Raw genomic sequence first — 15,552 nt, 5'->3', positions numbered from 1 at the left:
TAAAGTAATGCGAATTTGCTCGCGTAGAAGATGTTGCCGTTTACAGCTACAGTCTCTTAGCTAAAAGAAGAAAACCCTGAGCGCGACCAGAATATGAAATTCAACCTATAAATACTACTTTTTACATCAAAGGTAAGGTATTTCTACTGTTATATAAGCTATGTTAGACCTTCAATAGTCATTCTATTTATCGAATTAAAACAATTAGAGCAAACGAGTCATGAATAAGAGATGTTTAAGCAAGTCGGCGTTAACACTAGTCATAAGCACATTATTAACTGCCCATTCGGTTTTGGCAGACGAATCTGCAAGTAATACTTTGTCTTTAAAAGACGTATTTAATCTTGAGTATGCTACAAACCCAGTGGTAACACCTGATGGCAAACATGTTGTGTACGAGCGTCGTAGCATGGATATTATGACTGATTCAATGCGACGGAATCTGTGGACAATAGCCTTAGATGGAAGTGCTCATCTGCCTATTCTTTCTGACAGTAAAAACCACTTTAATCCTGTGTTTTCACCTGATGGCGCTAAAATGGCTTACCTTTCAAGTAAAGAAGGTAAGGTTCAAGTTTATCTAAAAGATTTAGCATCAAATAGCACAACTCGCGTAACTGATGTCGCAATGCGCCCGAGCGGTATGAGTTTTTCACCAGACGGTAAATATTTAGCTTTTGCTATGTTTACACCCACTAAAGCCAAACCGTTATTTAATTTAGATTTTAAGCCTAAAGGCGCTAAGTGGGCAGAAACCCCACAGTATATCGACCAAACCAATTTCCAACGAGACGGCATGGGAATGAAACGCCCCGGCAACATGCAAATATATGTTGTGCCAACCATTGGCGGAACGCCAAGACAAATTACTTCTGGGGAACATGACCACGCCGGTACCATAGCATGGTCTGACAATGGTCAACAGATCATTATCTCTGCTAACACCAGCGACGAAGCTGATTTCGATATGCTTAATAGCGATCTGTTTAGCATTGATGTAAAAACGTCAAAGGTGACTAGATTAACTGATATGAGTGGCCCTGAACGAAGCCCTCATTTAAGCCCTAACGGTAATAAAATTGCCTTTGTTGGTAATGAAGATAATGGAAAATCAAATCAGCTAAGCCATTTATATGTAATGAATTCAGACGGCACGGGCATCGAAAACCTGACTAGTGAGCTAGACCGCTCTGTCGGTGCAATTAAGTGGGCTGACAACGGTAAAGGGGTATATTTTAGTTATGATGATATGGGTAAGAAAAGTGTCGCCTATGTTAGTTTGTCAGGTAAAATTTCAACGAAAACAAGTGATTTAGGTGGCACTAGTTTAGGTAGGCCGTACACATCGGGCGATTACGATGTAACCCCTAAAGGTAGCGTTGTTTATACCGCTTCAATGGGCGATCGCCCTGCTGATCTTGCAATAGTGACCAGTAAAGGGAAGGTTAAACAACTGACTGACTTAAATGGTGATGTGTTTGATCACAAAACAGTGAATAAACCAGAGTTGGTGGAACTAAAAAGCAGTGTAGATAATAGAGACTTACAAGCTTGGTTGGTTACCCCTCCTAACTTTGACCCTAAGAAAAAATACCCGCTAATTTTAGAAATACATGGCGGGCCTCACACTGCGTATGGCCCCAGTTACTCAACAGAAATACAATTAATGGCTGCTGCTGGTTATGTTGTTTTATATGGCAACCCTCGTGGGTCTACTTCTCAAGGTGAAGAGTTCGCTAGTTTAATTGATAAAAATTATCCATCACAAGATTATGACGACCTTATGGATATGGTGGATGCCGCTATTGCCAAAGGTTATGTGGATGAGTCTAACTTATTTGTTACTGGCGGTTCTGGCGGGGGGACACTGACCTCTTGGATCATCGGAAAGACCGACCGTTTCAAAGCCTCTGTAGTGGCGAAACCCGTTATAAACTGGACAAGTATGATTGGTACATCTGATATCTATGCGTATATGAGCAAGTATTGGTTTACAGACTTACCTTGGAACGATTACGAGCAATATTGGAACCGTTCGCCGTTATCATTAGTGGGCAATGTAACAACGCCTACCATGGTGCTCACCGGTGAATTAGATGTACGTACTCCTATGTCTGAAAGCGAACAATATTATGGTGCATTACGCTTACAAAGTGTAGATAGCGCACTGGTGCGTATTCAAGGGGCTTATCATGGTATTGCAGCTAAACCTTCTAACTTAGCACGTAAAGTTGGATATATTTTAGCGTGGTTTGATAAGTACAAAGACGACACGAACAGTGAAAAGAAAGAAGACTAGAGATTAGTTTTCTTTAGAAGTAAAGCTTAAAAATAAAAGCCCTACATACTGTTTTAGTATTAGGGCTTTTTACTTTTTAAATGCCGTTAATTTGGCTAAGCATTTGTTGCAAATAAGCTATCTTTTACTAACCGTTTTATTGCTTATTTAATGTTTATTTAAAAAGCTTAAAATATCTTTAGATACACGTTTCACATCTTCCACCATAGGCATATGGCCAAGATCTTCATAAATAAGTGTGTTTGAATTGAGCATCAATTTCCAGTGGGTAAAATCGTCTACCGGTAACAGCTTATCGTTAAGCCCCCATATCAGCATCGACTCAGGATAATCGAAACGGTAATCACGAGAATAAAAATCGCGTAAGTTGAAAAATTGAGTAAACATGTGCGTGTATTGCTCACGCTTATTAATAAATTCCCATGCCAGTGCCCGTAAAATAAACCTTGGCACAAATGGCGGTTTTGCCATGATTAAATCGTAAAAATTAAAAAAGTCCTGCTCATTATTGTGTTCAAAAGGGTTTATATTGTTATCTATCATGTTTTGCGCGAACGGTGATTTAGCGCCCGCTGGGTCAATTAATACCGCTTTATCAATACGTTCAGGCATTTCATCGAATAGTTTAGCTGCCATCATTCCGCCCATAGAATTACCCACTATGCTAAAACGCGTAATGTTCAGTTGCTTTAATAGCGCCAATAACATTCGGCATTGGCTAGGTACAGAATAATCATCTGTGGGGCTGTAAGCCGTTTGGCCATATCCTTTAAGGTCGGGAATAATTAGATGATATTGAGAAGAGAACCTTTTAGCAAAGCGATTCCACACATACTTATCAGCACTGAATCCATGTAAAAGCACCAGCACAGGCTTATCATTAGAAAAGTGTTTCGTGTTGCTATGATAAAACACGTCTAGCCCATCAATAGAACGGCTTTCACAATGCAATCTAGCAAGTTTTGCTTCTACTTGATTAATAAAATCAAAAATTAATCGACTAATTAATATACGTCGCCGCTTAGTCGATAAAATAATCATCAATCCTACAATGACAGCAGTAATCAATAAAAAGATGATAAATAATTCCTAATGATTTCTATATTGGCTTACAACGATGTGCAGACTTTTGCTTTTAGATGGGAGTTTAATCGGAATCTAAGGCGTTGACTAGTAACGCTATTCGGACGGAAGGTTTTCGACCCGGCGGGCAGCATTGCGATAGACGTTTGTGGCAGGTAACTTATTGCAATATCTCAGCTAGCTCACTACTCAATCTCAGCTACTCTTAGTTAGCTATCTCTAGCAGGTTAAGCATCATATTTTAGCTATTCAGCATATTCAGTTTTATCTTTAAACTCGCATAAGTCTTCAATAATACAGGCGCCGCAGCGTGGCTTACGGGCTACGCAAGTATAACGACCGTGCAGAATAAGCCAGTGGTGCACATCGACTTTAAATTCGGCTGGTACCACTTTCAGCAACTTTTCTTCGACTTTCTCAACGGTTTTACCCATAGCAAGTTTAGTGCGGTTGCTTACGCGGTAAATATGGGTGTCTACAGCGATGGTAGGCCAGCCAAATGCGGTATTCAGTACTACGTTAGCCGTTTTACGGCCAACGCCAGGCAGAGCTTCTAAGGCTTCTCGGCTTTCGGGTACTTCACCATCGTACTTTTCAACCAAAATTTCACTAAGGCGATGTACATTTTTGGCTTTTGAGTTAAACAAGCCGATGGTTTTTATATATTCTTTTAACCCGTCTTCACCAAGAGCAGCAATCGCATGGGCTGTATTGGCAACGGGAAAAAGTTTGTCCGTGGCTTTGTTTATGCCAACATCGGTAGATTGCGCCGATAAAGTGACCGCGACCAACAGCTCAAAGGGCGTGGAGAAATTAAGCTCAGTGGTAGGGTGGGGGTTATCGTCCCGAAGTCGGGTTAAGATTTCACGTCTTTTTGTGTTATTCATTTTTATTTAGCTCGTTCTTTTTCCACTCGGGCTTGGTGATATTCTCTGCAACTCGCAACTCGCAACTCGCAACTCGCAACTCGCCACTTAGATTTCGTTATGCTTCAGCGGTAACACGTGCGCGAGTGGCTTTTTCTTTTACCGTAGTCTCGCGGGCTGCTATTCGAGCATCAATCATATTCTTAAAAGCAATTAAAAGCCCCATGCCCAAGAACGCACCGGGAGGCAATATTGCTAGCAAGAAAGGAGAATCGGTTTCAAATAAGGTGAGTGTCCAGTTACTGGCAATGCTGCCGAATAGCCTGTCGGCACCTGCGAACAAGGTTCCAGCACCTAAAATTTCTCGCATACCGCCAAGCACAACAAGTACGAAGGTGAACCCTAATCCCATCACTAGGCCATCATATGCTGATGCGCCCGCACTGTTTTTAGAGGCAAAAGCTTCCGCTCTACCGATGATTGCGCAGTTAGTAACAATCAACGGAATGAATATGCCCAGCGCAAGGTATAACTCGTAGGTAAAGGCGTTCATTAAAAGCTGCACTATGGTAACAAAGGCGGCAATAATCATAACAAATACAGGAATGCGTATTTCGTTTCGAACAATATTCCGTACCAATGAAACGGTAACGTTACTGCCAATCAATACTAGCGTGGTAGCTAAGCCTAACCCTAGTCCATTTATAAAGGTGGCGGTTACCGCCAGCAAAGGGCATAAGCCTAGAAGTTGCACTAGGGCAGGGTTGTTCTTCCAAATACCTTGGAGGGTAAGGTCGCGATAATCTGTCATTCGCTTAACACCTCATTGGTTGGTAATACGTCATTTTCAATACCGCACATATTAGGAGCGGAAAATAAAGTTTGTTGGTTATCTTGCACGTAAAGCAGTGCATTTTTAACCGCGCTAACCACCGCTCGCGGCGTTATTGTGGCACCAGTGAATTGATCGAACTCACCGCCGTCTTTTTTCACTTGCCATACAGGCAAGGCACTTACTGAAAAGTGTTTTCCGGTGAATGACGTTATCCAATCGCTGATCGACAATTCTATTTTATCACCCAGTCCTGGGGTTTCTTTATGCTCTAACACGCGAACACCAAGCACATTCATTTGCGTATCTACCCCAATGACCAGCGCAATATCACCGCTATAACCATCTGGTGCGGTAGCTTCAATGGCTAGAGCTGTAGGTTCGCCGTTTATCCGTGCTCGATAAACCGTATGAGGTTCTTGGGTGCCTAAATTGGAGCTTACCACCGCCGTGCAATCAGCATAAAGCTCATTGTCATGTAACTCATGCGGCACCACTTCATTTAATATACTAAGCAATTTTTGCTTTTGTTGCTGTGCAATACGTTCGGCTGTACCGTTATAGGTGAGGGCGATGAGCGCAGTACCAATTATCGCAAACGCACTTAGCATCAAACCATTTTTTACTAGCGTCTCTTTTACCATTTACTCTACTCGCCTTGCTTTCTTAGTAACCTGATGCCCGTATGTACGGGGGCGGGTATAGTAATCAATCAGCGGCACGACCATATTCATAATAATGACTGCAAAAGCAATGGCGTCTGGGTAACCGCCAAAAACTCGAATAATAACCACCCAAAAGCCAATGGCTGCGCCATAAATTATGCGCCCTTTTGGTGTGGTTGACGCAGATACCGGGTCGGTGGCAATAAAGAATGCGCCTACCATCACTGCACCGTTAATGAGATGAAAAAGCGGCGATGCATAATGATCGGCATCAATCATATAAAGCAATAATGCAAAAACCGCCACTGACGCCAACATGCTGCCTGGAATATGCCAGCTAATCACTCTTAACTTCACAAGCCACAGGCCGCCGAGTAAATAACTTAAACTTACCCATCCCCAACCTGCACCAGCAGATTGAAATAGCCCCGTGGAAAAAATAGGTCTGAGCAATGATTCTGAGTACGTAATACCCAAGGTTAAGTCAGTTTTTAGGGTGTCGAGCGGTGTGGCCATTGTTACACCGTCTGCCACAGTCCGTAACTGGGTAACATCGTAACCTGTGGTCGAAAAGTCGGTAAAAATAAGTGCCGCAGAGTCTAAGAAGCTAGGTGTTAAGCTAGCTAGGTGCTGCGGGGGTAACCATAAACTCATGGCGGCCGGGAATGAAATTAACAGTACTACATAGCCAATCATCGCTGGATTGAAAATGTTAAACCCTAAGCCACCGTATACTTGTTTGGCGACGGCAATGGCGAAAAATACGCCTGTAATCGTCATCCACCATGGCAGTGTAGGCGGAATGCTAATAGCAATTAGCAGGCCGGTTAGTATGGCGGAGTAGTCGGTTAACGTACGCTCGATAGGGCGTTTACGTAACCAGAGGATAACCCCTTCAAAAACGAGGGCACTGGCGACCGCTAAAAAGGCTTGAATGAGTGTACCCCATCCAAAAAATACGGTTTGAGCAATAATACCAGGCACCATGGCATAAATGACCAAGCGCATGACCTGGCCAGTATCGCGCTTCACTCTTTGATAGGGAGAACTCGATAAGATTAATTTCATGATTGATTGTTCTCACTTTCTGCCGCTGCTTTTTTTGCTTTAGCCTTAGCGACGGCCGCTGCAATACGGCTTTTTTTCTCAAGAGCAGGATCGTTTGCTTCTTCAGATAGTACTGATTGTGGAGCGGTTTGCTCGGCTTCGCTTGTAGGGGTAGGTAACTCGGCTTTCTCTGATACCTTTACCTGCTCAGGCTCAACATCTTGACTAGCAGTGCCTGAATCATCAGTTTGCGTTTTCTGAATTTCCGCTAAACGTTTTTTCGCTTTAGCTTTTGCTACCGCCGCAGCTATTCTGGCTTTCTTGTCATCCGCGGTGTTCGTGGTTTCGTTGTTTGACGCTTTTTCGACATTGTCAACACTACTGTTTGGCCTTTCAAGAGGCTTTTCGTGTTCTGTATCAATATGGCTAGCTTTAGCTTCAACAGTACCTTCAGCATCATCTGACGCTGTTTTAGGCGCTTTTAAATCGCCACGGCTCTGCTGTTTTTGTAATTCTGCTTTCTTAGCTTTTGCTTTAGCAATTGCGGCGGCAACCCGGGCTTTTTTCTCATCTTGCAGTTGCGTTGATGAAGCTGAGGTAGAAGCCTCTTCCTTTGCCTGACTTTGTGGTAAATCGCTTCCAATTACTTCAGCGCTGCTTTCGTCTAGTTGTTGGCGTGCTGCTTTTTTGGCTTTTGCTCGCGCGATGGCGGCGGCAACTTGCGCTTTCTTATCGTCGGCAGCCGTGCTTACATTTTCAGCTTGGTTTTCAACTTGGGTTTCAGTCGCTTGTTGATCTGTCTGTGCTGTCGATTGAGATTCTGAAAAAACTTCATCAGATTTAGGTGCTTCAGACGCCGATTCTTTAAGCTTCTGGGCTTTTTTAGCTTTAGCGCGTGCTATGGCGGCGGCAACTTGCGCTTTTTTATCATCAGCAGGTGAGCTTGCGGTAGTGCTTGTGCTATTTGTGGCTGCAGGTTTTGCGTCAGCTACGCTTGTTTCGTCAGAATTAGCGCTCTGAAGGGCTGCTTTTTTCGCTTTGGCTCTGGCTAATGCAGCCGCGACTTTATCTTTAGAGCTATTTTGCTCTGTAGAAGGGGCTGGTGATGCAGATTGGCTATCGGAATTATTCTTTGCAGCAAGTCGTGCTTCTTTAGCGCGGCGGTGTTTGGCTTCACGCTCTTCTTTTTCCCGTTCTAGGCGCTCGTTTCGCGCTTCAAAACGTTGTTTCGCTTTTTCTGCTTTGTTCTTTTCGTCTCGTTGCAATCGTATTTCAGATTTAGCTTGGCGGTAATAATGAACCAAAGGTATTTCACTGGGGCATACATACGCACAAGCACCACATTCGATACAGTCGAAAAGATCGTAGTCTTCAGCTTTGTCGTATTCTTTTGCTTTGGCGTGCCAAAACATTTGTTGTGGTAGTAAAGAAACAGGGCATGCGTCAGCACACGCACTACAACGAATACACGGGCGTTCGGCGTTATCGTCTACCAGTTCTTTTTTGCTGGGTACTAATAAACAGTTAGTGGTTTTCACCACAGGTATGGTGGCATCCGCCAAGGCAAAGCCCATCATAGGGCCGCCCATAATCACTTTAGGCGACGTTTGCTTTTTAGCTTGGTAGCTGGCTTCTTCTAGCAAGTGCTTTACTGGTGTACCAAGTAAAGCTCGAAAATTAGCAGGCTTAGCTACGGCATCACCGGTTACCGTGACAATACGTTCAATAAGTGGCTTACCGTGTAAAATAGCATCGGCAATGGCAAAACAGGTCCCCACGTTAAACATCATGACGCCAATGTCTGCCGGAAGACCGTTACGGGGCACTTCGCGGCCCGTGATAACTTGAATTAATTGTTTCTCACCACCTGCAGGGTATTTCGTTTCAATAGGTACTACCCGATACGCATCCTTGTCTTGGCAGGCTATATTAAGTGCTTGAATGGCTTCAGGCTTGTTATCTTCAATGGCAATAACAATCGCTTTAGGCTCAATAATATGCGCTAAAATGTCTAAGCCTTGGCGAATCTGCCACGCGTGTTCGCGCATAAGGCGATCATCTGCAGTAATGTAAGGTTCGCACTCAACGCCGTTTAGCACTAAAAACTCAACGGGCTTACTGGTGGCGGTTTTAATATGGGTAGGAAAGCCTGCGCCTCCCATGCCAGAAATGCCGGCTTGGCAGATGGCATCTACAATCGTATTTTTATCTACCCCAGTATAATCAGCTAAAGGTGATAGCTCGCCCCACGTATCTTTATCATCGGGCTTAATGCTAACGCACATTTCCGTAAGACCACTAGGATGAGCAACCACGTGAGGTGCTATAGCAACGATATGCCCCGAGGTGGGCGCATGCACTGGCACAGCGTAAGGTGTTGTAGCATTAGATAGCGCTTGGCCTTTGTAAACATAGTCACCTACGTTTACGCAGCATATACCTTCTGAACCCACATGTTGACGTATAGGCAATGTGAGCAGATCTGGCATTGTTGGCTGCACAATAGCGGCCTTGTTCGACAGTCTCTTTTTATCATCAGGGTGCACGCCGCCTGGGAACGAAAAGAGTTTCCCTGAATTTAGGCGTTCAATAATGTTATCAAAATCTGGGTAGTTCAACGCTTACGACACCATTTTAATTGGAATGTCACCTTTAGGTGATGAGGAAAAATCCCACTTCCATGTTGCTGTGGTTGGTGTAACAGGCACCATATCGATACAGTCTACTGGGCAGGGATCTACACATAAATCGCAGCCCGTACACTCTTCAACAATCACTGTATGCATATGCTTTGCTGCACCTAATATGGCGTCAACGGGGCATGCTTGAATACACTTGGTACAACCAATACATTCGTCTTCTCGAATGAAGGCGACTTTTTTCGTATCTTCTTCGCCGTGAGCCGCATCGAGAGGTTTTGGTTCTACCCCCATCAAATCGGCAAGTTTTTTTATGGTCGACTCACCACCTGGGGGGCATTTATTAATTTCATCACCATTAGCAATGGCTTCTGCATAGGGTTTGCAACCAGGGTAGCCACATTGTCCACATTGAGTTTGGGGCAATATTTCATCGATTTGATCAACCAATGGGTCGCCTTCCACCTTAAATCGAATACTGGCATAACCTAAAATTAAACCGAAGAGAAGCGCAAGCGCGCCTAATGCGATGATGGCGTATGTCATGGTCATTATACTTTCACCAAACCGCTAAAGCCCATAAATGCCAAAGACATAAGGCCCGCCGTTATCATTGCAATCGATGCCCCTTTAAATGAAACAGGCACATCGGCAGCAGCTAAACGTTCTCGCATGGCCGCAAATAGAACTAGCACTAATGAAAAGCCAACAGCCGCACCAAAGCCATAAATAAGGCTTTCCATGAAGTTATGCTGCTCGGTAAGATTCAGCAAAGCAACACCAAGCACAGCGCAATTGGTGGTAATAAGAGGTAGGAAAATACCTAATAAGCGGTAAAGGGTAGGGCTGGTTTTATGCACCACCATCTCGGTGAACTGAACCACGACAGCAATCACTAAAATAAACGCTAATGTTCGTAAGTAGCCAATACCTAAAGGCGCAAGTAGATAAGTCTCTACTAAGTAGCTTGTGGCCGAGGCTAGCGTTAATACAAACGTGGTGGCCATAGACATGCCCATGGCAGTTTCGAGTTTGCTCGACACACCCATAAAAGGGCATAAGCCAAGAAACTTCACCAGCACGAAGTTATTAACTAATACGGTACCAATTAATAGTAATAAAAATTCAGTCATGAAAATCGCAATTCCTACGAGGAATTAGTTGAGTCTCGGCATAATGGCCGTACTCGAAATTGAAACAGGAATAATTTGTCTATTATCGCTTTTTAGGCGCAGATTAACAACTTGATTGAATTAGGGTTATTTAATGAATATATAAGCTATTTCAGGAAGAAAAAAACGTATGAGATAATAGAAGAAGTATAAAGCGGTAATGAGCCAACCAAGTGGCTCCCCCTCCCCGATTCGAACGGGGGACCTGCGGATTAACAGTCCGTCGCTCTAACCAACTGAGCTAAGGGGGAATTGCACTTAAAGTTGTCGATGAAAAGTTGGCTCCCCTTCCCCGATTCGAACGGGGGACCTGCGGATTAACAGTCCGTCGCTCTAACCAACTGAGCTAAAGGGGACCTGCTTTTCAACGGGGCGGAATATTAAAGAGCATCTGGGTTTCTGTCAACAACCTTAATCAATTTTTTATGCTAAGTGGTCAAAAAATAGCTTTTCAGGGGTTTTGTGCTCAAGTTTGCACCAAAACCAAGAAAGTGATGCTTAATTACTGAGCGAGTATTCGTATCGCCGTATTTAACTGTATTATCGAAGGAGTGAATATTAACGAACAGCGACTCGTTTTTTGGAGTAGCAAAATACGAAACCTATATAATAAAATAGAATAAAAAATGTTTTGTATACTGGTATTGTGTACAGTGTTTAATAAATATGTAACCTACGGCTTAGTATCTCAAGGTTAGTCTTCACTTACATAATTAGGAAGGGGTTACCCAGCATAGGGCGTAATTGCTGGGGTAGAGCTACTTATCCACTAATTCTGTGGATAACTATGTTGATAGTTATTAACTTGAGGATAAATTGGTAAGATCATCGTGGTCATGATCGTTAACTTCATATGCCCGTTAGCACTAAAATTAAAATCATTTCAATAACTTATGTGTTAACGCTAGATCTCTTGTTAAGATCTTAATAGATCTGTTGGACAAAAAATATCTTGTGTGTTAATTCGTCGACTATCAGTTACTTTTTCAACGATATAACAGTCAGAAATGAAAGGTTTACATAAATTTTACATTTTGTTCGGCATAGTTCTTAAGGCAACCTAGGGTTAATCGACCGAACGACTGTCTTAAAAGCGCAATCTAGCCGTAATGAAATTGTCATTACAGTAAATTGGCTTAATTTATAAACTAACCTGACAAGGCTTCTAACATTAGCTAGCAAAAAAGTGTGTTCAACGACATCTGTGCCAATGTCTGCCTAAAACGTGTAAATTAGCCATTAGTATTAATTTAAAAGATGCTCAGGTGGCAAAACCGACACCTGACCAAGCCCAAACCTAGCTTGGTCGATTTAACATAGCCAATGTGGTCAGTCTCACATAGACTACTGTCAGCATCTTGTTGTGAGGCAAGTTTAGTTATATACGATAGTCAGTATTTATTAGCGCCAGTTATTTCTACCAATCAACTATTGAGAGGGTTTGTGAAAACAGACGAGTCCCCGAGCCGAGCAGCGAATCTTTTAAACGGTGATATTCCTTCTACCCTAAAACGCATGACAATACCTATGATACTGGGCATGGTCATGATGATGAGTTTCGGGTTAATCGATACCTTCTTTGTCAGTTTACTCGGCACTGAGCCTCTCGCTGCCATTAGCTTTACTTTTCCCGTCACCTTTACCGTTATTAGTTTAAATATTGGGTTAGGCATCGGTACGTCGGCTATTATTGGCAAGCTGCAAGGCAGTAGAGAATTAAGTGAGTCGAAGAATTACGCGACTGGTTCGCTGATGCTTTCTACCCTATTAGTGGGTACGCTGGCGTTAATTGGTTACTTCACCATTGAACCCATTTTTACTTTGCTAAACGCCTCGCCAACATTATTACCCTATATAAGGGATTATATGTCCTTGTGGTACGCGTCGAGTATTTTCCTTTCATTGCCTATGGTGGGAAACAGTGTACTAAGGGCCTGTGGCGACACGCGTACCCCAAGTATTGTTATGGCAACCGTAGGGGGCTTAAATGCATTGCTCGACCCCTTGTTTATTTTCGGTGCAGGTCCGGTTCCCGCAATGGGCATCAAAGGCGCTGCCCTTGCTACGTTATTAGCGTGGATGGTGGGTGCAGTGTGGATACTTTATTTACTGGCGGTTAAACGAAACCTTATTCTGCCCCGACTTCTTTCATTGCTAGAACTAAAGGCAATAAGCGGGGATATATTAAAAATAGGCTTGCCGGCGGCTGGGGCTAATATGCTTACGCCGATAGCTGGTGGCGTAATGACCGCAGTGGTGGCCAGTTATGGTGCCGAAGCGGTAGCAGCTTGGGGAGTAGGAAGCAGAATGGAGTCTATTGCCAGTATTGTGGTACTTGCTCTTTCTATGACTTTACCGCCATTTATTAGCCAAAACGTGGGTGCAAATAGATTTGATAGAGTGCATAGCGCTTATATGGTGTCGTTAAAATTTGTGCTTTTCTGGCAGTTGTTCGTATTTGTTGTTATGTGGGTGTGTTCCGGCTGGATTGCTGTTGCCTTCACCAGCGAGCCGGAGGTGAGCCGACTCATTCAACTGTTTTTAATGATAGTGCCTTTAGGGTATGGCATGCAGGGTATTATTATTTTGACGAATTCTTCGTTAAATGCGATGCACCACCCTTTGAGTGCATTGGCTTTGAGTGTTATCAGATTGTTTGTATTTTTTGTGCCAATAAGTATCGCGGGAAGTTACTTTTTCGGTTTAACCGGATTGTATTGGGGAACGGTAGTGGCAAACATTGCCATGGCGACCGTGTCTTTTGTTGTATTTAAAAATACGCTCTCGGTATTTAAACAGGAACAACATGCTACCTAGGTGGCAAGGTAAATAAGGTATTTAATAAATGAGTAAAGGTTTTGAACTTCATTCAAGCTACAAGCCAGCGGGCGATCAACCCGCTGCCATAGAAACCTTGGTGGATGGCCTAGAAAGTGGCTTAGCAGCGCAAACCCTATTAGGTGTTACCGGTTCTGGTAAAACTTTTACCATGGCGAATGTTATTAGCGAAGTTCAAAGACCAACGCTCATTCTGGCGCATAACAAAACCTTGGCGGCACAGTTATACGGGGAAATGAAAGATTTTTTCCCTAACAATGCGGTTGAATATTTTGTTTCTTATTACGATTACTACCAACCAGAAGCATACGTACCAAGTACCGATACGTTTATTGAGAAAGATGCATCGATAAACGATCATATCGAGCAAATGCGTTTGTCTGCAACAAAGGCATTGATGGAACGCCGAGATGTTGTGATTGTAGCCAGTGTTTCGGCTATTTATGGTTTGGGTGACCCCGAGTCGTACATGAAAATGCTTTTGCATTTGCGACAGGGCGATACTATGGATCAGCGAGATATTTTGCGCAGACTTGCCGAGCTTCAATACAAGCGTAACGATTTAGCCTTCGAGCGGGGGACATTCCGTGTGCGTGGCGATGTGATTGACATATTCCCTGCGGACTCAGAGAAACAAGCGGTGCGTGTTGAGCTGTTTGATGATGAAATTGATAAAATTAGTTTGTTCGATCCGCTGACAGGCGCAGTCGACAAATCGGTTGTACGGGCAACGGTGTTTCCGAAAACCCATTATGTAACCCCAAGAGAAAAAATCCTTGATGCCATCGAGCACATAAAAGGGGAATTGAAGTCTAGAAAGGCGCAGCTGCTAGAAATTAACAAACTAATAGAAGAGCAGCGAATTTCTCAGCGTACTCAATTTGATATTGAGATGATGATGGAGCTTGGGTATTGCTCGGGCATAGAAAACTACTCACGTTATCTCTCTGGCCGAGCGCCTGGCGAGCCGCCCCCAACGTTGTTAGATTACTTTCCTGCTGATGGCCTCATGTTCATTGATGAATCTCATGTAACGGTTTCTCAAATTGGTGCCATGTACAAAGGTGATCGCTCTAGAAAAGAAACCTTGGTGGAATACGGGTTCCGTTTACCTTCAGCGCTTGACAACCGCCCACTTAAATTTGAAGAATTTGAGCAAATTTGCCCACAAACGGTCTATGTGTCGGCTACACCCGGTGAGTACGAACTTAAGAAAACCCATGGCGATATTGTAGAGCAAGTGGTGCGCCCCACAGGGCTGTTAGATCCCATCATTGAAGTGCGCCCAGTAGCGACCCAAGTGGATGATGTATTATCGGAAATTCACAAACGAGTGGCGCTTGATGAAAGGGTACTTATTACTACGCTCACTAAGCGAATGGCCGAAGATTTAAGTGAATACTTAAATGAGCATGGCGTTAAAGTACGGTATTTGCATTCAGATATCGACACAGTAGAACGTATTGAGATTATTCGCGACTTGCGTATTGGTAAGTTCGATGTGCTGGTAGGGATTAACCTGCTTCGTGAAGGCTTAGATATGCCTGAAGTTTCACTGGTAGCAATTCTTGATGCCGATAAAGAAGGCTTTTTGCGCGCAGAGCGCTCGCTAATTCAAACGATTGGTAGAGCGGCACGTCACATCAACGGTCGCGCCATTTTATATGGCGATAAAATTACTAAGTCGATGAAAAAAGCCATGGACGAAACTGAGCGTCGCCGTGAAAAACAGATTGAACATAATAAAGCGAATAACATCACGCCGATGCGCTTGAATAAGCCAATTACCGATATTATGGATTTGGGTGAAGGGGCTCATCCAGCGTCCGGTAAAGTAAGGCTTCGCAAAGTAGAAGAGAAGAAGAAACAGAAGAAGGCGGCAAGTGCGACTGAGTTAATGGATCAAATAGCCGAGCTTGAAAAGCAGATGTTTGAATATGCCAGAGAGCTTGAGTTTGAAAAAGCTGCGTCGTTAAGAGACGACGTAGAGGCTCTAAGAAAGCAGGTCGTTGCGTTGTCGTAATGAACTCGTTGGTGATTCTGCTTAGAAAATAATCACGTTAATTTTGTTTAATCGCATATAACAGTATGTTTATCGCAGAGATTCACCT

General features: G+C 43.5%; 11 protein-coding genes and 2 tRNA genes. 3 read left to right on the top strand and 10 right to left on the bottom strand.

The features are described from left to right. Nucleotides 1-220 precede the first annotated feature (220 nt). Nucleotides 221-2,299: a S9 family peptidase gene (locus AMBT_RS12350; protein WP_013784961.1), complete on the top strand. Its 2,079-nt coding sequence runs from the start codon at nt 221-223 to the stop codon at nt 2,297-2,299. Between the two features lie 147 nt (nt 2,300-2,446). Here the strand turns inward: AMBT_RS12350 and AMBT_RS12345 are convergent, their stop codons facing one another. The 10 genes from AMBT_RS12345 to AMBT_RS12300 all read right to left on the bottom strand — a co-directional run bounded on the left by AMBT_RS12345 (nt 2,447) and on the right by AMBT_RS12300 (nt 10,959). After that, complete coding sequence (locus tag AMBT_RS12345; protein ID WP_013784960.1) at nt 2,447-3,340, bottom strand: alpha/beta fold hydrolase; 894 nt, start codon at nt 3,338-3,340, stop codon at nt 2,447-2,449. Nucleotides 3,341-3,627: 287 nt separating this feature from the next. Further along, the gene (gene nth / locus AMBT_RS12340) at nt 3,628-4,269 is read right to left on the bottom strand and encodes an endonuclease III (RefSeq protein ID WP_013784959.1); all 642 of its coding nucleotides are present in this window, start codon (nt 4,267-4,269) and stop codon (nt 3,628-3,630) included. Between the two features lie 97 nt (nt 4,270-4,366). Next, nucleotides 4,367-5,059, bottom strand: a complete 693-nt coding sequence (locus tag AMBT_RS12335; RefSeq protein ID WP_013784958.1) for an electron transport complex subunit E — start codon at nt 5,057-5,059, stop codon at nt 4,367-4,369. After that, complete coding sequence (gene rsxG / locus AMBT_RS12330; protein WP_013784957.1) at nt 5,056-5,724, bottom strand: electron transport complex subunit RsxG; 669 nt, start codon at nt 5,722-5,724, stop codon at nt 5,056-5,058. Before rsxG ends, AMBT_RS12335 begins: the two co-directional genes overlap by 4 nt. Next, on the bottom strand, nt 5,725-6,813 hold the full coding sequence (gene rsxD, locus AMBT_RS12325) for an electron transport complex subunit RsxD (RefSeq protein ID WP_013784956.1): 1,089 nt from the start codon (nt 6,811-6,813) through the stop codon (nt 5,725-5,727). Then, entirely contained in the window at nt 6,810-9,410 is a 2,601-nt protein-coding gene (gene rsxC, locus AMBT_RS12320) for an electron transport complex subunit RsxC (protein WP_013784955.1), read from the bottom strand. The genes rsxD and rsxC overlap by 4 nt, the downstream gene beginning before the upstream one ends. A gap of 3 nt (nt 9,411-9,413) precedes the next feature. Continuing rightward, nucleotides 9,414-9,983, bottom strand: coding sequence for an electron transport complex subunit RsxB (gene rsxB, locus AMBT_RS12315; RefSeq protein ID WP_013784954.1), 570 nt, complete (start codon nt 9,981-9,983; stop codon nt 9,414-9,416). Further along, nucleotides 9,983-10,564, bottom strand: coding sequence for an electron transport complex subunit RsxA (gene rsxA / locus AMBT_RS12310; RefSeq protein WP_013784953.1), 582 nt, complete (start codon nt 10,562-10,564; stop codon nt 9,983-9,985). Before rsxA ends, rsxB begins: the two co-directional genes overlap by 1 nt. A 213-nt stretch (nt 10,565-10,777) precedes the next feature. Further along, nucleotides 10,778-10,854 (bottom strand) — tRNA-Asn (locus AMBT_RS12305). 28 nt (nt 10,855-10,882) lie between these two features. Further along, a tRNA-Asn gene (locus AMBT_RS12300) sits at nt 10,883-10,959 on the bottom strand. Between the two features lie 1,087 nt (nt 10,960-12,046). Here AMBT_RS12300 and AMBT_RS12295 point away from each other — a divergent pair. Both AMBT_RS12295 and uvrB read left to right on the top strand, forming a co-directional pair. Next, complete coding sequence (locus tag AMBT_RS12295; RefSeq protein ID WP_041452567.1) at nt 12,047-13,420, top strand: MATE family efflux transporter; 1,374 nt, start codon at nt 12,047-12,049, stop codon at nt 13,418-13,420. 28 nt (nt 13,421-13,448) lie between these two features. Continuing rightward, nucleotides 13,449-15,464 (top strand): excinuclease ABC subunit UvrB, encoded by a 2,016-nt coding sequence (gene uvrB / locus AMBT_RS12290; protein ID WP_013784951.1) that lies wholly within the window; start codon nt 13,449-13,451, stop codon nt 15,462-15,464. Nucleotides 15,465-15,552: the final 88 nt, after the last annotated feature.

It is taken from the genome of Alteromonas naphthalenivorans (genome assembly GCF_000213655.1).
Lineage (GTDB): Bacteria > Pseudomonadota > Gammaproteobacteria > Enterobacterales > Alteromonadaceae > Alteromonas > Alteromonas naphthalenivorans.
This window is presented reverse-complemented; position numbering and strand designations above follow the sequence as displayed.

Bases quoted from the DNA above. Each gene is read 5' to 3' on its own strand.
- AMBT_RS12350 (WP_013784961.1), top strand. From the start codon at position 221: ATGAATAAGAGATGTTTAAGCAAGTCGGCGTTAACACTAGTCATAAGC.
- rsxA (WP_013784953.1), bottom strand. From the start codon at position 10,564: ATGACTGAATTTTTATTACTATTAATTGGTACCGTATTAGTTAATAAC.
- AMBT_RS12335 (WP_013784958.1), bottom strand. From the start codon at position 5,059: ATGACAGATTATCGCGACCTTACCCTCCAAGGTATTTGGAAGAACAAC.
- rsxG (WP_013784957.1), bottom strand. From the start codon at position 5,724: ATGGTAAAAGAGACGCTAGTAAAAAATGGTTTGATGCTAAGTGCGTTT.
- uvrB (WP_013784951.1), top strand. From the start codon at position 13,449: ATGAGTAAAGGTTTTGAACTTCATTCAAGCTACAAGCCAGCGGGCGAT.
- rsxB (WP_013784954.1), bottom strand. From the start codon at position 9,983: ATGACCATGACATACGCCATCATCGCATTAGGCGCGCTTGCGCTTCTC.
- rsxD (WP_013784956.1), bottom strand. From the start codon at position 6,813: ATGAAATTAATCTTATCGAGTTCTCCCTATCAAAGAGTGAAGCGCGAT.
- AMBT_RS12345 (WP_013784960.1), bottom strand. From the start codon at position 3,340: ATGATTATTTTATCGACTAAGCGGCGACGTATATTAATTAGTCGATTA.
- nth (WP_013784959.1), bottom strand. From the start codon at position 4,269: ATGAATAACACAAAAAGACGTGAAATCTTAACCCGACTTCGGGACGAT.